Consider the following 18,713-nt stretch of genomic DNA (forward strand, 5'->3'; position numbering starts at 1 on the left):
ATGGAATGTGCGTTCGCCGTTTTTAAACTGAACGCAAACATCATGCTTTTTATCCGCCCAGTCCAGACCAACATGAGCAGCAAACTGATCTATCGCAGTCATAACCAACTCCTTTTCACCGGGGATTGGTATGCATTCCACGCTCTTCGAAAGAAATATAGTCAGCAGTTTGTCTGCATGCCCTGAGTATTCGTTAGCGAACGTGGAGCACTTACTGGCTCGAAAGCAAAGCGGCAATCATCAAACCACATGATTCTGGCACAATATTCGTAACCAGTAAGCGCATACCCTGAATCACTTAAAAGTGTAACTCTCAGGGTTCGAATGACTATATCTGGCACAAAGCTCCGCGCAATTATGCGCGGAAAGCGAACGTAAAGGTTTTCAGATGACAACGAGGGCGCTGCCCGCAGCATAACGCCAAAAAAGCCAGCAAATGCGCTGGCCTGGTTTTTAGTGTAGGTGCTTCCGGCGGGCTTACACCTTAAACATATCAGCACCAATATACTCGCCTTCCTTCGGTGCCGGTGGCACGAAGAAAATACCCGATCCGATATGTGAAATATATTCATTCATCGCGTCGGATGCGCCTAAACGGTTCTGAAGCGCTTCAAACTGCGCCGGATCTTTCTGATAGCTGATGAATAACAAACCGGCATCGAGCTGGGCCATATTATTCAGTCCGTCCGTGTAGTTATATGAACGACGCAGGATTTTAATCCCCCCATTATTTTCATGCGCGGCCAGGCTGATATGTGCAGTGGCCGGAATAATTAAGTTGCCGTCCGCAGCCGTTTTCTTAAAGTCCGGCGTATCAAACTCTCTGGTGCCGGTCAGCGGCGCGCCGGAGACTTTATGGCGACCGAACACATTGTTCTGGTCGCTGACGCGGTCAGTATCCCAGCTTTCAATGTGCATCTTGATTTTGCGTACCACCTGATAGGTGCCCTGCTGCTGCCACGCAGGACCGCCATCATTGATCCAGACATATTTGTCAAAATCTGCTTTTTCGGTGATGTTGCGGGTGCCGTCTTTAAAGCCGAATAAATTGCGCGGTGTGGACTGGCCTTTACCGGCTGACGCACGGCCAAAGCCCATGACCGTCCAGCGGGTCTGCGCAGCGCCGGTACTTTTGGCGATACGCGCCAAATCACGAATGGCGTGATAGGCCACCTGCGGATCATCCGCACAGGCCTGAAGCGAGAGGTCACCGCCGGTCACTTCAGGTTGTAAGTCATCGCTCGGGAGCTGCATCAGTTCACGCATCAGCAACGGTTTTTGTTTCACCAGTCCAAAGGTTTCGCTGAACACGCGCGGGCCGAGGCCAACGGTGACGGTCAGTGACGCCGGACCCAGATCTAACGCCTCGCCGGTATCCATACCGACGCCACTGTTACGCAGAGGCTCAATCTGACCAATGGTGCCACCTTTCATCAGTTGGGCAATCGCCGATGACCAGCGCGCCAGCAACACCTGCAAATCCTGACGGCGGGTGGTGGTGAGATCAAACGTCATGTACATGATGTGGCGCTGAGGCTGCGTGCTGATCCCCGCCTGCCCGCCGGTGCCGTAAAAAGGGTGTTCACGTGAAAGATCGACCTTATCTTCCGGGTCACGGGCGGCGGTCTGTCCGTGTGCATGGCTGACCGCAGGAATGGCCAGCGCACTTGCGCCCGCCACTGCACCTTTGAGCAAATCACGCCGGGAGAACTTACCGGCCTCCCTGGCCGGTTGGTGTTTATCGCTCATTCCTCAGGCTCCTTTATTCGCCGCGACTTTCTCACCGATCTTAGACAGGGGTTCTTGCAACGCCTGAATAGTACGGCTCAATTTAGCAGCATCAGAGGCTTTCAGTTCCGCGGTGTAATATTTGTAACCGCCGGGGACTGAAGGATCACGATAGGTTTCCAGCATAACGTGCACGGCAGCGAACTGCGCGGCAACCTGTCTGGTCAGCGCAGGATCGATTTTTTCCAGCCCCGGTTGCAGGTAAGCGAACGCCTGTTGCGCACCTTCTACGTTACCCGCGAAATCAACCAGATCGAAGTGGCTGAAGGCTTCTTCCTCACCGTTGATTTTGGTGTTCTGCACTTCTTCCAGCAGATCTGCGGCACCGTTCGCCAGATCTTCAGGTTTGTAAGTCAGCGCTTTGGTCAGGGTGTCGAGCTGTGCGACGTTTTTCTGTAATTCGGCAGCCAGCTGTTTGGTTTCATTCGTGATTTTACCCTGACCGAACAGGTCACGCTCAATGGCGTGGAATCCATGCCAGCCTGCTTTCGGGTCAAGGTTAGACGCACGCATGTCGATCAGATAATCGAGGTTACCGGCGTTGTCCGTCGCTTTGAAGCCCGGCAATACAAACCCGCTCACATCAGATTCAATACGTTCGTAGAAAGGACGCGCTTTCGCGTAATCGGCTTTCGCTGTAGCAAGATCTCCCGCATCAATATCCGCTTTCAGGCGGTTCACACCGACCACCATCGCATCCACCACGCCATTCACATAAGTGGCGTAATCTTTGGTGCCCTGCGCCAGAATGGTCCCGGCGCTGCCCGCAGGTTGTGTGGCGCTTTTGCCGGTGACGGTAAAGCCGGTCATTTCATGTTGCGCGCCCGGACAATAGATTTGATATTTGCCGCCGTCGAGAGTCAGGGTGAATTTCACCATCGGCAGGCCGGGAGCCAGATTCTCTTTTTCGCCCAGAATACGATCATTGCTCAGCAGCTCTAACTCCGTGATGGCGGTTGCCGTTTTGTTCACCACATTGAACGTGACCGGCCCCGCTTTCGCTGAATTATGGTCAACCACACACGTACCGCCGTTATCTCCGGTCATGGTGATATTCACTTGTGAAACGCCATTTTTTACCGCTGCCTGCGCCGCATCAGCCGGTGCTTCCACTGAAAACATCAGCAACGCCGCCAGGCCCGCCGTGGTCATCAGAGATTCTTTTTTCTTAAAATTCGGTTTACGCATGAATTTCATTTCCTTTATTTATTTTTTGGCAAATTGGTGTGTAGTTGAGAACCGAATGACAGGCTGTATTCACCCGCAGCGGCCAGCCTTTCATTACGGTGTTTCAGGAGAACCCGTCGTGCTGAGAAAACAAAAATCAGGGCCAGCGCGGCCAGAATGAACGGCAACATATATGCCCAGAAACGGTAGGTATCTTGTGCGATTTGCAGTTGTTGCAGGGCATCAGAAACGGTCTGCTGATACGCCCCGCTCACCTGCCAGTTGCAGGCTGAAGCGGCCGCCGTCGGGTGACGAACGGTGATGGTTCGCGGGGATTGCAGGCCGCTGCCGGAAAGCGTGATCAGCTCATCTGCCCGGGCACTGGCCCCCAGCAACACGCCCTGTGCCACAGAGGCCTGAACAGTGCAACTGACCGACCATTGCGCCTGATAAGGCCCCGGATGCATCGCCGGATTCAGACCAATGGGAATACGGTTGCCATAGAATGCCACCAGTTGATCAAGCGTCAGAACGGCAGGCGCATCCGCAGGCGTAAAGCGAGATTTGGTTTGCCATTCGCGGGTTTGCAGGCCGCCATGATGACCGGCAATGGCGGCGCTGGCGGGCAGAACGGTCACCCTCACGTTGCCGTCCGCAGGCGTCACATTCAGCTGATAGCCGTTCGTATCAGACAACAGTCTTACCTCACCCGCCGGTGCGGTGTTCCGGGTGTCATTACTCACCAGCGGTGCGCTGGCAGGCAGTTGCAGTGTGTAGTTTGGGTAAAACAGGCGCAATCCCACTGCTGACACGACCATCACACCGGCAAATGCCAGCCGCAGTCGCGCACCGTTAATCGCAGAGGGACGGCGGTGCGCAGGCCAGTAAATCAGCAGCGACACAATAACAATGTAGAGCAGCCAGGCGACAGTCTGGATCAGGTTCGGATCCGGCGGAATGCCCAGCACGCCGGTAATCAGCGCTGAGCGGACAGTGCCCGGCGGCACCAGCCAGGCGAGATCCGCCACGCGCTGCTGCCCGATATTCAGCCAGCCCGCTTCGTGTGCTGTCAGCAACGCGTTAATGATTAATCCGCCTGCGACCAGGATCAGGAACAACCCCGTGAAGCGGAAAAAGCGCGAGAGATTGATGCGGATGCCGCCGAAATAAATGCCACAGCCGATGCCCACCGCCACCAGCAGGCCGGTTACCGCGCCGGCCGCCGCCCACATGGCTGACTGCGCGACCGAGAATGTGGCGAGCAGAAACACGCTGGTTTCAAAGCCTTCTTTCAGCACGGCGAGAAAAGCCATACTCGCCAGCGCCCGGGCACCTGACTGGCTTATCGCCTGTGCGGCTTCGCTTTCCAGCTCATTTTTCATGGTGTGAGCGTGGGTGTTCATCCACATGATCATGCCAGTGACAAAGAAAACAGCGATCAGGCCGATCACCGACTCCATTCCTTCCTGACTTGCCTGCGGTAACGCGCGTTCGGTCATCTCCAGCGCCACGCCGACCATCACCGAAAGCATCAGCGCCAGCCCGACACCCATCCACATCGCGAAAAGGCTTTTACCGTTTTTGCGTAAGAATGCCGCAATGATCCCGACGATAAGCGCCGCTTCCAGACCTTCACGAAGACCGATAATAAATGTGGCTAACAAAGGGCAAACTCCAGGCAACAAGACGCATTATCAAATTATTAATGATAATTGATATCAGTTGACTGAACGGCAGGGAAGAAATGGAGTATGAGGATTTGCAACAGAGTGCTGGAGAAATATGAATATGATGTAAAGCGTGGTTTATTTGTAACCAAATAAAAAATTCACTAAAAAATAGCCGCTGGCTGACAACAGTACAGAAAATGCTGACTGATATTCTGTCCGGTTCAGACCCGGCTTTTGCGCTTAAGACAGATAATTTGCCGCACGGATTCACGCAAACTGATGGTACGGAATATATCGCGCATCATCGACACATCGGCCTTTAATCCGCGCAACCAGCCCATTTTAGCGGCTTTATACGGGCTGATAACGCCCTGCCAGCTAACGACCTGCACGCGCAATCCGGCCGCAATCCACTGCTGATTAATCCAGACTTCCAGCCCGAAATGCGGTAACCGGCGGATGGCTGCGAGATGCTGCGCGACTAACTCGCGCGCAAATACCCGTTCACCGGAAATATAATCCAGCCCGATAAACCGCCAGATCCACGGGCTGTTGCGCCTCAGGCTTATCGAGACCTCCGCCTGATGCGCCATCACCGGCCTGATAAGCGCGGTTATATCGTCATAACTCAGCCCGACAAGATCCGCATCCAGCATCAGCAGATGGCTGCCCGTTGCTGCGGCAATGCCTTCGGCAACGGCATAACTTTTACCGCGATTTTCAGGCAGGCTGATCACCCTGACGTTCTTACCCTGCGCGATTTGTGCGGTGTTATCGGCGGAGCCGTCATCAACTACGATAATCTCCCGCAGTAAAGGATGGTTCTGCACCACATCCAGCACCCTGCCGATGCGGCTGCCCTCATTGTGTGCCGGAATAATGCAACTCACCGTGATCATTGTTTAGACTTAAGCCAGATAACACCGGTGACGGCCAGCAGGATGAACAAACCCAGGGATACCCAGGCTATCCAGTTGTTCACCTGTGCGATGATATCGCCGAACATCCAGCCGATACCCAGAAGAAACAGGCTCTTGGGAATAGCCGCGATGATGTTATAGAACAGAAAAGGCACCAGCGGCATGCGCGCCATGCCCGCGCCGGTCAGCACCAGTGCGCCAGCGGAATGAGTCAGTTTGGCCAGCACCAGCAAACGCCCGCCTTTGCGGTCAAAACTTTTCACCATTTTTTCCAGTCGCGGCTGGGTCAGCCCGAGACGGGCCAGCCAGGCGGGCGGTTGGCCGTCAGCTTTGATCACCCAGCGCCCGAGCGAGTAAAAAATAATATCCCCGAGCACTTCCCCGATCATCACCACGGTCAACATGGCGGACAAACTGAAATAGCCGAGACGGACGAAGTAGCCTGCAATCACCGTCACTACCGGCCCTTCAAGGATAGCCAGCGGCGTCATGATCAGCAGGCCGTGGGCTCTGATAAGCGTTTCGAGTGTTTCAAGAGAAAACATACTGTCCTTATTTCCCCGACGGCTGGCTGGCAGATGCGGGGTGTTTTTTATCTACGTGCCTTTCACCTAAAACTGTGCCCCGCCACGTAAAGCCGCGCCCGGTCCAGCACCATAACCACAAGGCGGGCAGCAGGATATCGCGGATGCACATTGCCAGAATATCTCTCAACTGATGCGGCCAGCCGAGCGCTTTGGCCAGCACCCATTCACCGCCATACCACAGCACAAAAAGCACCGGCAGAGCAAACAGTGGCAAATCACCGCGGGCAGTCAGCCACAGCACCGCCGCCAGCACGGGCAAGAAACCAATGATAATTTCAGGCACAAACAGCCAGAAAAAACCGGCACGGCGGATACGCGCCCAGCGCAGTTGTCTGCTCCAGACCGCTTCCAGACTGCGATGCCCGATAGGCTGCGCAAAAGGCTGTGCGGGTAAACGGACTTTCAGCCCGGCGCGGCGCACCAGTTTGGTTGAGGCGACATCTTCCGCCAGCTCACTACCCAGCGCCGCCATTCCGCCGCCATTATCAAGCACCTCGCGCCGCCAGCACAACGTTTTCCCCTGCGCAAAGCCGTTACCGAGAAAATCCGACAAATACTGCCAGCGCGCCTGATGCGTGTTCAGCATGGCGGCTTCCACGGCACCCCAGAAATTCTCAGGGATCATCCCGACTGCCGGAGAACTCACCAGTCCGGTTTGACTGTCAAAGGTATTCATCAGTGAACGCAGATAATCCGGCGGTAACAACAGGTTGCTGTCTGCCATGGCCACCACACCTGCGGTGGTATGACTCCAGGCTTTATTAAGATTATTCACCTTCGGATTGGCGGATATTTTGTCATCGCCAGTCAGCAGGCGTGCAGGCTTATCAGGGAATTCAGCCATCAGCTTTTCCACCAGCGGGATCACCGGATCAAAGCGTGACGCCACGCAGAACACAATTTCGTAAGCGGGATAGTCCTGATAAAAACTGGAGCGCAGTGTTTCCTCTTCAAAGGCGTTATATCCGCACAAAGGCCTGACCAGCACGATAAATTCCGAGGTTTCATGCGCTTCATCGCGCAGGATACCGCGGCGCATTCGCCACCAGGCGATCAACAGAGAGGAAAACTGGAGGGTGATCAGTACACTGCCCAGTGCGGCGATCACTGCGGTGTTCAATACCATGACGATGCCCCTTCATTCAAAATATCTGCGATGAGAATTCCAGACTTCCGGCAGTCAAAACGCCATCCTACAGGCGTTACGTTAAGGAATTCTTAAAGGGCACTCGGGGCACTGCGGAAGAAATAAAGGAGTGAGTACGGGGCATCCGTACTCACGTGGGTTTTTATCGCTATTATTTCGAACGGCTAAAACCTATTTCGCCCCTGCCACAGCTTCGCGGGCAAGTGCAGTAATACGATCGTAATCACCGCTTTCCAGCGCATCGGCTGGCACCAGCCAGGATCCGCCGATGCACAGCACACTTTTCAGCGCCAGATAATCGCGGTAATTCGCCAGTGAAATCCCGCCTGTCGGGCAAAAACGCACCTGCGGGAACGGACCGCCAATCGCCTGCAATGCTTTCACGCCGCCGTTAGCTTCCGCCGGGAAGAATTTGAATTCGCGCAGACCGTGATCCAGACCCAGCATCAGTTCAGAAACGGTACTGATACCCGGGATCAGCGGAATGGAACCGGCGGTTGCGGCGGCAAGCAATTCTTCTGTCAGCCCCGGACTGATGGCAAACTGTGCGCCAGCGTCGGTGACATCTTGCAGTTGCTGCGCATTCAGCACGGTACCCGCGCCCAAAATCGCCTCCGGCACATCGCTGGCAATGGCACGAATGGCGTCCATGGCACAGGCGGTGCGCAACGTCACTTCCAGCACACGAACGCCACCGGCCACCAGCGCTTTCGCCAGCGGAACCGCCTGTTCCAGTTTATTGATAACGATGACCGGCACAACCGGCCCCGCCGTCAGAATGTGTTCTGCGCTTGTTTTCCAGTTTTTCATTCTTGTCTTCTCATCCGTTTCGATAAATTAAAAAGTAATGCAGCAGGCGCCCTGTTCCGCGCCGGAAAGCTGGCTGCGCAAGGCACTGAACAGCTCACGGCCACAACCGATATGTTCTGCGCTCAGATCAGGCTGACAGGCTTTTCGTTCAGCCAGTTCGGCAGCATCAACACGCAATTCGAGTTCGCCGGTTCGCCCGTTGACGCGAATAATGTCGCCGTCACGCACTTTTGCTAACATGCCGCCGCTGAAAGCCTCCGGCGTCACGTGGATAGCAGAAGGCACTTTGCCGGAAGCGCCGGACAAACGACCATCGGTGACCAGCGCGACACGGAATCCGCGATCCATTAATACGCCAAGCGGCGGCATCAGTTTATGCAGCTCAGGCATGCCATTGGCCTGCGGCCCCTGAAAACGCACCACCACCACACAATCGCGGTTCAGCTTACCGGCCTCGAATGCCGGAACAATGTCATGCTGGCTTTCAAATACCACCGCAGGGGCTTCGATAATCTGATTATCCGCAGGCACCGCCGAGGTTTTCATCACCGCACGCCCGAGATTACCCGACAACACTTTTGTGCCGCCGTGATGCTCAAACGGCTGTTGCACGCTGGCAATGACGTTTGTGTCGAGCGAATGCTCTGCGCCTTCGCGCCACGCCAGTTCGCCGTTTTCCAGCCACGGTTCCTGCGTGTAACGGTCTAATCCGAAACCAGCCACGGTGTTGACATCCTGATGTAACAGGCCGTTTTTCAGCAATTCGCGCACCACCAGTTGCACGCCGCCCGCCGCCTGAAACTGGTTGATATCCGCCGGGCCGTTCGGGTAAATACGGCATAACGAAGGCACCGCATCGGACAACTCAGAGAAATCATCCCAGTTGATAACAATGCCTGCCGCACGCGCCATAGCGACCATGTGCATGGTCAGATTGGTGGAACCGCCGGTGGCTAACAGCGCAACAATGCCGTTCACCACGGTTTTCTCATTCACCATCTGACCGAGTGGCTGATAGTTGCCGGTGGTTTCGGCCAGACGGGTGACCTGACGTGCTGCCGAGTCGGTCAGTGCATCACGCAGCGCGCAATCCGGCGGCACAAACGATGCACCCGGCAGATGCAGCCCCATCACTTCCATCACCATCTGATTGGTGTTGGCAGTGCCGTAAAATGTACAGGTGCCGATGCCGTGATACGACGCGGCTTCCGCTTCCAGTAATGCCTGACGGTCCACTTTGCCTTCGGTATAAAGCTGACGGATACGCACTTTCTCTTTGTTCGGCAAACCGGTGCTCATCGGCCCGGCGGGCACAAATACCGCAGGGAGATGGCCGAATGACAGCGCCGCCATCACTAAGCCCGGCACGATTTTGTCGCAGATACCCAGATACAACGCCCCGTCGAACATGTTGTGTGAAAGGCCGATGGCCGCCGACATGGCAATCACGTCACGGCTCATCAGTGACAACTCCATGCCGTCCTGCCCTTGCGTGACACCGTCACACATTGCCGGTACGCCGCCCGCCACCTGACCGACCGCACCCACCGATTTCAGTGCGTCTTTCAGGCGTTGCGGGTAATGCTCGTAGGGCTGATGCGCCGACAGCATGTCGTTGTAGGCGGTAATAATGGCGATATCGCTGCGCACCATATTTTTCAGGGAATTCTTTTCATCCGGCTGACAGGCGGCAAAGCCATGCGCCAGATTGCCACAGGCCAGTTGCGCGCGGTGAACGGTTTGCGAACGGGCAGCATCCATACGCGCCAGATAGGCTTCACGGGTGGATGCGGAACGGTTGATGATCCGCTGCGTGACACGGGCCACGGTGTTGTTAATCATAATGTTGTCCCCTTTCTTAAAGCATCGTGAAAGCAATCATGCCGATGATCCCGCCAGTCGTGCCGAGCAGGGTTTCCATCACCGTCCAGGTTTTCAGCGTTTGCAGTTCGCTGGCACCGGTGAACTTGCCGAATAACCAGAAACCGGCATCGTTTACGTGGCTGAGCACAATGGAACCGCCGGTAATGCAGATGGCGAGTGCGGCCAGCTGACCGCCGTTGAGCCCCATCTGATGGGTTACCGGCAATACCAGCCCGACAGTGGTCAGACAGGCCACGGTGGCTGAACCCTGAATCACACGTACCACGGCTGACAGTGCAAAACAGGCCACGGCAATCGGTAATCCGGTGCCGATCATCGCGTCACCAATGGCCGGGCCGACGCCGGAATCCACCAGAATTTGTTTGAATACGCCACCCGCACCGGTCATCAGCAGGATGATCCCGGCGGGCTGAACGGCGGCTGAGCAGATGGCCAGCGTCTGTTCGTTGGTCATGCCGCGTGGTTTTGCCAGCCCGTAAATGACAATCAGGCAGGCAATCAGAATGGCGGTAAACGGATGGCCGATAAACTCCAGCCAGTCGTGCAATGGCGTACCCGCCGTGACAAAGCGTGCGCCGATGGTTTTCATTCCCACCAACACCAGCGGACACAAAATCAGCGCCAGACTGAAACCGAAGGACGGCAGGTTATCTTTGTTGAGCGTCGGGGCATTTTCTTCAACAGGCATCGGCCAGCTGACATGACGGCTGATAAAATTGCCGTACAGCGGACCGGCGATCAGCATGCCGGCAATCGCGGCCACCAGACCGATGGCGATCATCCAGCCAAAATCGGCATTCATCTGCGACGCCAGCAGCATCGGGACCGGCCCCGGAAGCAGGAAACACGCCGCTGCCGCGACACCGGCAAATAACGGGATCGCCAGCCTGACGATGTTGCCGTCAGTACGGCGCGCCACCGCGAACACGATGCCAATCAGCAGCACAATCGCCACATCGAAAAACAGCGGCAAGGCGCAAACCAGCCCGGCAATCCCGAGAGCATAATGGGCTTTGTTTTTGCCAAAACGATTCAGTAAATGGGCCGCAATTTGGTCAAGTGCGCCGACTTCATGCAGAATCTTGCCGAACATCGCCCCCAGCGCCACCACAATCGCCAGAAAACCCAGCGTGCTGCCCATGCCTTTCTGCATGGTGTCGGCAATGGTATTGACCGGCATGCCGGAGAAAATCCCGGCGGCAATCGACACCAGCATCAGCGCGACGAACGCGTGCATACGCACTTTCATCACCAGAAAAAGCAGCAGCAACACGGAGCCCGCCGCAGTACCGACTAAAGTCACTGTATTCACGCGCAATGCTCCTGTTGCTGAAAACTACGGATGTGTTGCAGGGTCTCTGCAATCACCGCATCAAGCGGCTGATGGATGCCGATGGTGATCACGTCACTTTCTTCAGCGCCAGGTTGTTCGAGTGCTGCAAACTGTGAGATCAGCATCTGCGATTTAAAAAAGTGCCCTTTGCGTGCGGCCATGCGTTCTTCGATGACCGGGAATTCACCCTGTAAATAGATGAAAGACAGGTTGGCGTTACCTGCGCGCAGACGATCGCGGTAACGTTTTTTCAATGCCGAGCAGATGATGACCGACACACTATTGGTACGCTGCATGGCAAACGCGGCATCATTGAGGGCGGCCAGCCACGGCGCGCGGTCGTCATCATTGAGGGCGTCACCGGCGGCCATTTTCAGGATATTACTGCGGGGATGTAAGAAATCGCCGTCAAGAAAACCGGCGGAAAGCTGGTGTGCCACGGCGTTGGCGACGGCTGATTTTCCGCTGCCTGATACGCCCATAAACACATAAATTCGGTTCTGATCATTGTTCACGGCTGCGCTCCTCGACTGGTTAAAAAACGCGAAAGACGGGTCAGTGGTTTTATTCGTTACGTCCACCCTGTTCATGTTTATCCGCAATGTTACCGGTAACATGTTATCGGTAACATTATCAGAGGCTTTTTCACCCGTGACAATCTGCCCGTGCAGGGGAAAAGCATAAATGTGATCTGCTTCAAAGTTAATTATTAGCAATGAAACATATTTCGGACGGGGGTTAACAGATGGATAACATGCGCAGGCGAAACGAAAAGTATGTGATTGCTATTACTGTGTACAAAACCTCCGGCACAAAAGACTAAAAACCGCACCGGTTGCTTAATTTTTTCTTTCCGCCTTGTAATTATTGACTTCCTTGTCTATTACTAAATGGCAGTGATAACTCACTCTTTTAAACAGTGAGTTATTGATTAACAGGGTTTCACTAAATAAACAGCTTTCTATTACTTTCCTTCAATTTACTGGGCAATTTAAAATCTGAGGCTTACATGAAAATATCTAAAGCTCTGCTGGCAGTGGCTGTGATGGGCTGTGTCTCTTTCAGCACTTATTCTGCTGAATTAATGAAGAAAATAGATTTTGAAAAAGTGGCTTCTGAGTATACCAAAGTCGGCTCTGTGACCACCTCAAATAAAACCTCGCAGTCCGGCGCCATTGAAGATCTTTCTAAGAAAGCCGATAAAAAAGGCGGCGATGTGTTTGTATTAACCTCCGGTAATACCAACAATAAAATTCACGGTACTGCTGACGTTTATAAGAAAAAATAAGTATTTTGTTTTCTGCACAATAAGCAATAAAAAGAAGCCTGCAAATTTGCGGGCTTTTTAATGGACGATTATGCTGATAACAGTGTCTTGTTTCCGGCTGTCCGCCGGACTTTTGCTTCCTCTTAATGAAAGGGAAATATTATGCTGCTGTCGGCTCCGCTGATGCTGGTTATTATCGGGCTGGGATCGTTACTCGCTCAGTGGCTGGCCTGGTTGCTGAAAATCCCCGCCATTCTGCCTTTGCTGCTGCTCGGCGTGGTGCTCGGACCGGTGACGCACCTCGTTATGCCCGATGTCCTGTTTGGCGAGTTACTGTTTCCGCTGGTATCGATATCAGTGGCGATCATTTTGTTCGAAGGCGCGCTGACGCTCAGACTTGATGAAGTCCGCGGTCTCGGCGGCGTGGTTCGCAATCTGGTGACGACAGGCATGCTGGTCACTTTCGCGGTTATCAGCCTCGCCTGCTGGTGGCTGCTCGGGTTTGAGCCGGAACTGGCCGCGCTGGTCGGTGCGGTAACCGTGGTGACCGGCCCGACGGTGATTGCGCCGTTAATGCGCGTGGTACGCCCGAACGCAGCGATTAATCAGGTTCTGCGCTGGGAAGGGATTGTGATTGACCCGGTGGGCGCGATTTTCACGCTGCTGGTATTCGAATTTATCACCCTGCGCCAGCACGCTGAATCACTGATGCATCTGCTCTGGACGCTCGGCGAGACCCTGGCTGTCGGTCTGGTGCTCGGCCCGGTGTTTGGTTATGTGCTCGGCGTGGCCCTGCGCCGCGTGTGGATCCCCGCCTATCTGCAAAACCTTGGCGTACTGGCGGCCATGCTGACGGCTTTTGGTCTGTCCAACGCCATTGCCGATGAATCGGGCATGCTGACCGTCACCGTGATGGGCATCTGGCTGGCGAATATGCGCGATGTGGACACCACCGACATTCTGGCGTTTAAAGAGGAACTGTCGGCAATCCTGATTTCCGCGCTGTTTATTATTCTGGCCGCCCGGCTGGATATTGAGGCGCTGATTGCCATGGGCTGGCCGCTGATTGTTTTGCTGCTGGTGGTACAGTTTGTGGCTCGCCCGCTGTGTATTGCCGTGTCGACCTGGCGGTCATCACTGCACTGGCGCGACCGGCTGTTACTGTGCTGGATAGCGCCGCGCGGCATCGTCGCCGCCGCCGTCAGTTCCCTGTTCGCCCTCACCCTGCAACGCATGAATTACCCGCAGGCCGACAAACTGGTGACCGTGGTATTTGCGGTGATTATCGGCACCGTGGTGCTGCAAAGTCTGACCAGCCGGGCGATTGCGCGAGGGTTACGCGTTCAGCAAAAAGCCCCGCGTGGCGTGCTGATCATTGGTGCGAACGGCGTGGCCAGAATGCTGGCAAAAGTGCTGATGAAACAGGATATTCCGGTGCGGCTCACCGACAGTAGCTGGGAATATTACCGGCAGGCGCGGATGGACGGCATTCCGGCGTATTACGGTAACGCCTGGTCTGAACATGCGGAAAATTACCTGGATCTGAGCAGCACCGCGCAGGTACTGGCTCTGTCACCGAACCGCCATCAGAACGCGCTGGCGGTATACCATTTCAGCCATATTTTTGGCCGGGAAAAGGTGTTTGCCGTGCGTTCAGGCGCGGCGCCCAAAGGCGGACGCTCCCGGGAAAGCAGCCGTTTTCAGCGCCACGAAGTGCTGTTCAGCACCGAAGCGACCTATTCAAAACTCAGTTCTTTGATTGCCAGAGGCGCGGTGATTAAGGCCACGCAACTGAATGAAAGTTTTGGCTGGATTGATTATCTGGAGAAGAACAGTGGCGTGCTGCCGCTGTTTGCCGTGCGCGAAAACCATTCGCTGACAATTTTAAAGGAAGGCAATATTCCGCCGGTGCCCTGCACCCTGATTGCGCTGGTGAACGGCGAGTCATAAAAAAATCCACGCTTTCACGTGGATTGAGTTTTGCGGGAAACCGGATGTCAGAAAGGCCTGATTATCGCCAAAATACCAATGAGGATCACACCGACAATAATCACCGCGCTGGCGTTGCGCACCAGCGCGAAATCTTTCACCGGCTGACCGGTGGCGCGACGACGTAAATCGCCGGAAAGCAGCCCGTGCAGCGCGGAGAGAACCAGCACCACCACTATTTTTATCAGCAGCCAGGCATGGGGCAATTTGCCATAACTGACGATCATCACGATGCCCGCCACCCACAACAGGATCATCGCCGGGCTGGTGACACTGCGCGTCCATTTGCGCACGGTTTCCAGTAACAACGTCTGCCCTGCACTTTCCGCAGTACCGGATGTCCGCGAACAGGCCATCGACACCAGCGCCATGGCCAGCATGCCGCCAATCCACAATACGCCCGCAATCACGTGCAAGGCATTGAGCCATTCATGAAGCATTTTTATCCCTCCGGAAGTTAACAATAATTCTGCCTGCCGCGGATGACCTCAACCTGCTGTCTCTCCACAACTTTTAGCGGATTATGGCGGTTTCCCACACGAAAGGCACGGTTAAGTCGTCGCTTTTTCTTATTCTCAGCCGGTGTTTACATTGAGTAGGTAGACTGGTATACCTACCAGCAAGATGAACAACACGAGTAAAAAAATGTCCACCACAGACTCCTCTCCTGAAAGCGCCCGCGACCGGCTTCTCGGTGCCGCCCGGGTTCTGTTTTATAACAACGGCATTGCTGCGACCGGGATTGACGCAATCATCAAACGTGCCGGTGTCGCCAAAAAAAGCCTCTACAACAATTTCGAATCCAAGGCCGAACTGGTCGCGACGTACATTGAAATACGTCATGACGAATGGCTGGAGCTGTACGCCCGGCGTGTTGAAAAAGCCAAAACACCGAAAGAAAAAGTGCTCGCCGTGTTTCAGGCGTATGACGATCACGCTGAATTTGCCTATGAGCACGGCTTTCGTGGCTGCGGATTACTGAATGCCGCCGCCGAACTGCCCGCCGGAGCGCCCGGCAGGCAGGCCGTGCGCGGGCATAAAGAACATGTTGAAGCTATCGTGACCACGCATCTTCTCGAACTGTTCCCCACTGACGAGGCCAAAGCCCGCCTGATGGCGCGGCATTTTTCATTTTTACTGGAAGGCGCGATTTCGCGTGCAGGTCTGGAAGGCAACGGTCAATGTGTCCGTCAGGCGATGGACATGGCGGCCTCAATGATGGAGGTGCCATGACGATAACGCCTCGTGAACGCATGACGGGCGTACTCGCCGTGGTATTTGCTTCCGTTCTGTGGGGGTCGACCGGCACGGCGGCGACATTTGCGCCCGACGTCAGCCCGCTGGCGATCGGCGCAGTGGCGATGGGGCTGGGCGGATTGTTGCAGGCGCTGATTTCCGCCAGAAGGATAGTCACCAGCCGGGTAACTCTGGTGAACAACGCACGCATGTTATTTACCGGCGCACTGGCGGTCGCAGTTTATCCGCTGGCGTTTTACGCCTCGATGCACCTGGCGGGCGTCACGGTCGGTACCGTGATTTCCCTCGGTTCTGCGCCGCTGTTATCCGCACTGATTGAATATTATCTCGACGGACAACGTCTCACCCGCCGCTGGATGACCGGCGCCGCCATTGGCGTGGCGGGTATGGTGTTACTTTGCGTCGGTGAAAGTGGCAGTCACTCCACCGCCGGTCAGGGCGACCACGCGATAGCCGGTGTGGTACTCGGGCTGATTGCCGGACTGACCTACGCGCTTTATGCCTGGGCGGCGCGTCATTTAATGCAGCGCGGCGTCCCTTCCCGCGCAGCAATGGGCGCCACGTTCGGGCTGGGCGGTTTACTGCTGATGCCGGTGCTGTGGGTGACCGGCGCGCCCCTTCTGGCGTCATGGAATAACGCCGCGGTCGGCGCGTACATGGCGCTTATCCCGATGTTTGTCGGTTATGTCTGTTTCGGTTATGCCCTGGCACGCATTCCGGCCAGCATGGCCACCACCATCACCCTGCTGGAACCGGCGGTCGCCGCCGTGCTGGCGGTGGTGATTGTGGGCGAACGCCTGCCGCCGCTGGGCTGGACAGGCATCGGGCTGGCGGTCGCCTGCCTGATTTTTATCACCGTGCCGCTGAAAAGACGCGTAACCTTACCGGTTTCTGCCTGAAAAAATGGCTCCCGCAGGAGTACCCGCAGGAGCCATTTTTGTCTTCATTGCTGCGACAGATTACACCGCCGCAGGCGCGGTCAGGGAGGCCATATCAATCACAAAACGATAGCGCACATCGGCTTTTTCCATACGCTCAAACGCTTCGTTAATTTCATCCATGCGGATCATTTCACAATCCGGCAGAATGTTTTTCTCAGCACAGAAATCGAGCATTTCCTGCGTTTCACGGATGCCGCCGATTGGCGAACCGGCCACGCGACGACGGCCTAACAACAGCGGTACGGTGTTGAATTCTTCCATCGGCCCGACCTGCCCGACCAGCACCAGCGTACCGTCCACATCCAGCAACGGCAGGTACGGCGTGACGTCATGTTTGACCGGCACGGTATCGATGATTAAATCAAAATGATCGTGTGCCTGCGCCATCGCGTCGCTGTCGGCGCTGACCAGCAGACGGCTTGCACCTAATTCCAGCGCATCGGCTTCTTTGGCATTTGAACGGCTCACCACCGTAACATCTGCACCCAGACCGACCGCCAGTTTGACCGCCATATGGCCCAGACCGCCCAGACCAATCACGCCCACACGGCTGCCCGGCCCGACGTTCCAGGTTTTCAGCGGCGACCAGGTGGTGATACCGGCGCACAGCAGCGGCGCGGCTTTGGAGAGATCTAACCCTTCCGGCATACGCAGACAAAACTCCTCGCGCACCACTAAATGCTTGGAGTATCCGCCCTGCGTCGGCTCTTTGGTGAAACGATCATAACCGGCGTAAGTCCCGGTGTTACCTTCGCGGCACAACTGTTCTTCACCTTTTTTACACTGATCGCATTCCTGACAACTGTCTACCATGCAACCGACGGCAACATGATCGCCCGGTTTGTAGCGGGTGACGCCTTTACCGATACTGGTGACACGTCCGACGATTTCATGGCCGGGAACAATCGGATAATAGCTCCAACCCCAGTCATTTCTTGCGGTATGTAAATCGGAATGGCAAACGCCGCAATACAGAATTTCCATTGCGACATCGTTATCACGCAGGCCGCGGCGTTCAAACGTAAACGGCGCCAGCGGTTTTTTAGGATCGTAAGCAGCAAATCCAACAGTTTTCATCAGTAAACTCCTGAGTCGTTAATGACCCGTTAACTATAGAATTTACCGCCGAAGTCACAAGCCACAGTCCTCCTGAATCCTTGCCTGATCCTGTTCAGTTTATTTCTTAAAGCTGCCAAACATTTTGTAGCGCCCGCCCGGATACAACAACCGTGCGCAGGTCACCACTTTTTCATGATGCCAGGTGCGGCGCAGGGTTTGCAGGCACGGCTCGGTCTGATGAATATTCAGCAGGCGCTGCTCGTCGTGACTGGCCATCACCGCTTCAATGGTATGTTCGCCCGCCGTCAGCGGTGCCAGTTGGGTCAGATAGGCGAAAGGCGTGGTTTTAGTGAAATCCTGGTGTAAATACAAGGGGGCGATGTCCGGATTCACCAGCCGGTCTTCCAGTTGCACCGGAATGTCATTTTCGTAATGCACAATCACCGAATGAAACAACACCACACCGGGCAGCAGCATAAATTTCATCGCCATGCTGTCACCGGCACTTTGCTTACCCAGTTGCAACACGCGGGAGGTATGAAAGTGCCCGCGGCTCTTAATTTCGTCAGAAATGTTATTCACTTCCAGCATCGGCGTGAACGCTTTCATTTCATTGACAAAGGTGCCGACGCCCTGCAAACGCAGCAGATAGCCCTCCGTGGTTAACTCGCGCAGTGCCCGGTTTATGGTCATCCGGCTGAACCCCAGCTCGGCGACCAGTTCACTTTCTGACGGCACGCGCTGATGCGGTTGCCAGTGTCCGTGCAGGATCTGATTGATGATCCCCTGTTTCACCTGCTTATACAGCGGAGAAGGCTCGTCTCCGGCATCCGCAATGACTTCTGATAGCGTTCTGTTTGATGACATCATTCCTGCCTTGTATGTCGCACGGAG

At 55.3% G+C, this 18,713-nt stretch carries 17 protein-coding genes; 4 read left to right on the forward strand and 13 right to left on the reverse strand.

All coding sequences use genetic code 11. The annotated features are described in order from the left end of the window. Positions 1–477: 477 nt before the first annotated feature. The 10 genes from efeB to gntK form a co-directional block, all read right to left on the reverse strand. Complete coding sequence (efeB, locus tag EX31_RS16595; protein WP_037035684.1) at positions 478–1,749, reverse strand: iron uptake transporter deferrochelatase/peroxidase subunit; 1,272 nt, start codon at positions 1,747–1,749, stop codon at positions 478–480. Positions 1,750–1,752: 3 nt separating this feature from the next. Then, on the reverse strand, positions 1,753–2,976 hold the full coding sequence (gene efeO / locus EX31_RS16600; RefSeq protein ID WP_037035707.1) for an iron uptake system protein EfeO: 1,224 nt from the start codon (positions 2,974–2,976) through the stop codon (positions 1,753–1,755). A 14-nt stretch (positions 2,977–2,990) separates the two neighbouring features. Continuing rightward, positions 2,991–4,619, reverse strand: a complete 1,629-nt coding sequence (gene efeU, locus EX31_RS16605; protein WP_037035685.1) for an iron uptake transporter permease EfeU — start codon at positions 4,617–4,619, stop codon at positions 2,991–2,993. Positions 4,620–4,846: 227 nt separating this feature from the next. Continuing rightward, positions 4,847–5,524, reverse strand: coding sequence for a glycosyltransferase family 2 protein (locus EX31_RS16610; RefSeq protein WP_037035687.1), 678 nt, complete (start codon positions 5,522–5,524; stop codon positions 4,847–4,849). Next, a complete protein-coding gene (locus EX31_RS16615) occupies positions 5,521–6,090 on the reverse strand; it encodes a DedA family protein (RefSeq protein ID WP_037035688.1) in 570 nt (189 codons plus the stop codon). The genes EX31_RS16610 and EX31_RS16615 overlap by 4 nt, the downstream gene beginning before the upstream one ends. Positions 6,091–6,097: 7 nt before the next feature. After that, positions 6,098–7,258 (reverse strand): ceramide glucosyltransferase, encoded by a 1,161-nt coding sequence (locus tag EX31_RS16620; RefSeq protein WP_037035689.1) that lies wholly within the window; start codon positions 7,256–7,258, stop codon positions 6,098–6,100. 192 nt (positions 7,259–7,450) lie between these two features. Beyond that, entirely contained in the window at positions 7,451–8,089 is a 639-nt protein-coding gene (locus EX31_RS16625; protein WP_037035690.1) for a bifunctional 4-hydroxy-2-oxoglutarate aldolase/2-dehydro-3-deoxy-phosphogluconate aldolase, read from the reverse strand. 27 nt (positions 8,090–8,116) lie between these two features. Then, a complete protein-coding gene (edd, locus tag EX31_RS16630; protein ID WP_037035691.1) occupies positions 8,117–9,931 on the reverse strand; it encodes a phosphogluconate dehydratase in 1,815 nt (604 codons plus the stop codon). A 16-nt stretch (positions 9,932–9,947) separates the two neighbouring features. Beyond that, positions 9,948–11,285 carry a gluconate transporter gene (gene gntU / locus EX31_RS16635; RefSeq protein WP_015689979.1) on the reverse strand — a complete coding sequence of 446 codons (1,338 nt, stop codon included), beginning with the start codon at positions 11,283–11,285 and terminating at the stop codon, positions 9,948–9,950. Then, positions 11,282–11,821 carry a gluconokinase gene (gene gntK, locus EX31_RS16640; RefSeq protein WP_037035692.1) on the reverse strand — a complete coding sequence of 180 codons (540 nt, stop codon included), beginning with the start codon at positions 11,819–11,821 and terminating at the stop codon, positions 11,282–11,284. Before gntK ends, gntU begins: the two co-directional genes overlap by 4 nt. A 494-nt stretch (positions 11,822–12,315) precedes the next feature. Here gntK and yahO point away from each other — a divergent pair, with 494 nt between their 5' ends. Both yahO and EX31_RS16650 read left to right on the forward strand, forming a co-directional pair. After that, complete coding sequence (yahO, locus tag EX31_RS16645) at positions 12,316–12,594, forward strand: DUF1471 family periplasmic protein YahO (protein WP_013575662.1); 279 nt, start codon at positions 12,316–12,318, stop codon at positions 12,592–12,594. Positions 12,595–12,735: 141 nt separating this feature from the next. Then, positions 12,736–14,523: a cation:proton antiporter gene (locus EX31_RS16650; RefSeq protein WP_037035694.1), complete on the forward strand. Its 1,788-nt coding sequence runs from the start codon at positions 12,736–12,738 to the stop codon at positions 14,521–14,523. A gap of 47 nt (positions 14,524–14,570) precedes the next feature. On the opposite strand, the gene EX31_RS16655 is transcribed toward EX31_RS16650, so the two are convergent. Further along, a complete protein-coding gene (locus EX31_RS16655; RefSeq protein ID WP_037035695.1) occupies positions 14,571–15,002 on the reverse strand; it encodes a CopD family protein in 432 nt (143 codons plus the stop codon). A 205-nt stretch (positions 15,003–15,207) separates the two neighbouring features. Here EX31_RS16655 and EX31_RS16660 point away from each other — a divergent pair, with 205 nt between their 5' ends. Both EX31_RS16660 and EX31_RS16665 read left to right on the forward strand, forming a co-directional pair. Then, positions 15,208–15,795 (forward strand): TetR/AcrR family transcriptional regulator, encoded by a 588-nt coding sequence (locus EX31_RS16660; RefSeq protein WP_037035709.1) that lies wholly within the window; start codon positions 15,208–15,210, stop codon positions 15,793–15,795. Then, on the forward strand, positions 15,792–16,718 hold the full coding sequence (locus tag EX31_RS16665) for a DMT family transporter (protein ID WP_037035696.1): 927 nt from the start codon (positions 15,792–15,794) through the stop codon (positions 16,716–16,718). The genes EX31_RS16660 and EX31_RS16665 overlap by 4 nt, the downstream gene beginning before the upstream one ends. Positions 16,719–16,778: 60 nt before the next feature. Here EX31_RS16665 and EX31_RS16670 read toward each other — a convergent pair whose 3' ends face one another. Continuing rightward, positions 16,779–17,837, reverse strand: coding sequence for an NAD(P)-dependent alcohol dehydrogenase (locus EX31_RS16670; RefSeq protein WP_013575667.1), 1,059 nt, complete (start codon positions 17,835–17,837; stop codon positions 16,779–16,781). A gap of 99 nt (positions 17,838–17,936) precedes the next feature. Beyond that, positions 17,937–18,686: a histidine utilization repressor gene (gene hutC / locus EX31_RS16675; protein WP_037035698.1), complete on the reverse strand. Its 750-nt coding sequence runs from the start codon at positions 18,684–18,686 to the stop codon at positions 17,937–17,939. Positions 18,687–18,713 lie beyond the last annotated feature (27 nt).

The organism is Rahnella sp. WP5, assembly GCF_000745615.1.
GTDB classification, from domain to species: domain Bacteria; phylum Pseudomonadota; class Gammaproteobacteria; order Enterobacterales; family Enterobacteriaceae; genus Rahnella; species Rahnella aceris.

Coding starts and splice junctions, on each gene's coding strand:
- efeB (WP_037035684.1), bottom strand. CDS start 1,749: ATGAGCGATAAACACCAACCGGCCAGGGAGGCCGGTAAGTTCTCCCGG.
- EX31_RS16625 (WP_037035690.1), bottom strand. CDS start 8,089: ATGAAAAACTGGAAAACAAGCGCAGAACACATTCTGACGGCGGGGCCG.
- EX31_RS16650 (WP_037035694.1), top strand. CDS start 12,736: ATGCTGCTGTCGGCTCCGCTGATGCTGGTTATTATCGGGCTGGGATCG.
- efeO (WP_037035707.1), bottom strand. CDS start 2,976: ATGCGTAAACCGAATTTTAAGAAAAAAGAATCTCTGATGACCACGGCG.
- EX31_RS16655 (WP_037035695.1), bottom strand. CDS start 15,002: ATGCTTCATGAATGGCTCAATGCCTTGCACGTGATTGCGGGCGTATTG.
- yahO (WP_013575662.1), top strand. CDS start 12,316: ATGAAAATATCTAAAGCTCTGCTGGCAGTGGCTGTGATGGGCTGTGTC.
- EX31_RS16665 (WP_037035696.1), top strand. CDS start 15,792: ATGACGATAACGCCTCGTGAACGCATGACGGGCGTACTCGCCGTGGTA.
- edd (WP_037035691.1), bottom strand. CDS start 9,931: ATGATTAACAACACCGTGGCCCGTGTCACGCAGCGGATCATCAACCGT.
- EX31_RS16620 (WP_037035689.1), bottom strand. CDS start 7,258: ATGGTATTGAACACCGCAGTGATCGCCGCACTGGGCAGTGTACTGATC.
- EX31_RS16670 (WP_013575667.1), bottom strand. CDS start 17,837: ATGAAAACTGTTGGATTTGCTGCTTACGATCCTAAAAAACCGCTGGCG.
- EX31_RS16615 (WP_037035688.1), bottom strand. CDS start 6,090: ATGTTTTCTCTTGAAACACTCGAAACGCTTATCAGAGCCCACGGCCTG.
- hutC (WP_037035698.1), bottom strand. CDS start 18,686: ATGTCATCAAACAGAACGCTATCAGAAGTCATTGCGGATGCCGGAGAC.
- EX31_RS16660 (WP_037035709.1), top strand. CDS start 15,208: ATGTCCACCACAGACTCCTCTCCTGAAAGCGCCCGCGACCGGCTTCTC.
- EX31_RS16610 (WP_037035687.1), bottom strand. CDS start 5,524: ATGATCACGGTGAGTTGCATTATTCCGGCACACAATGAGGGCAGCCGC.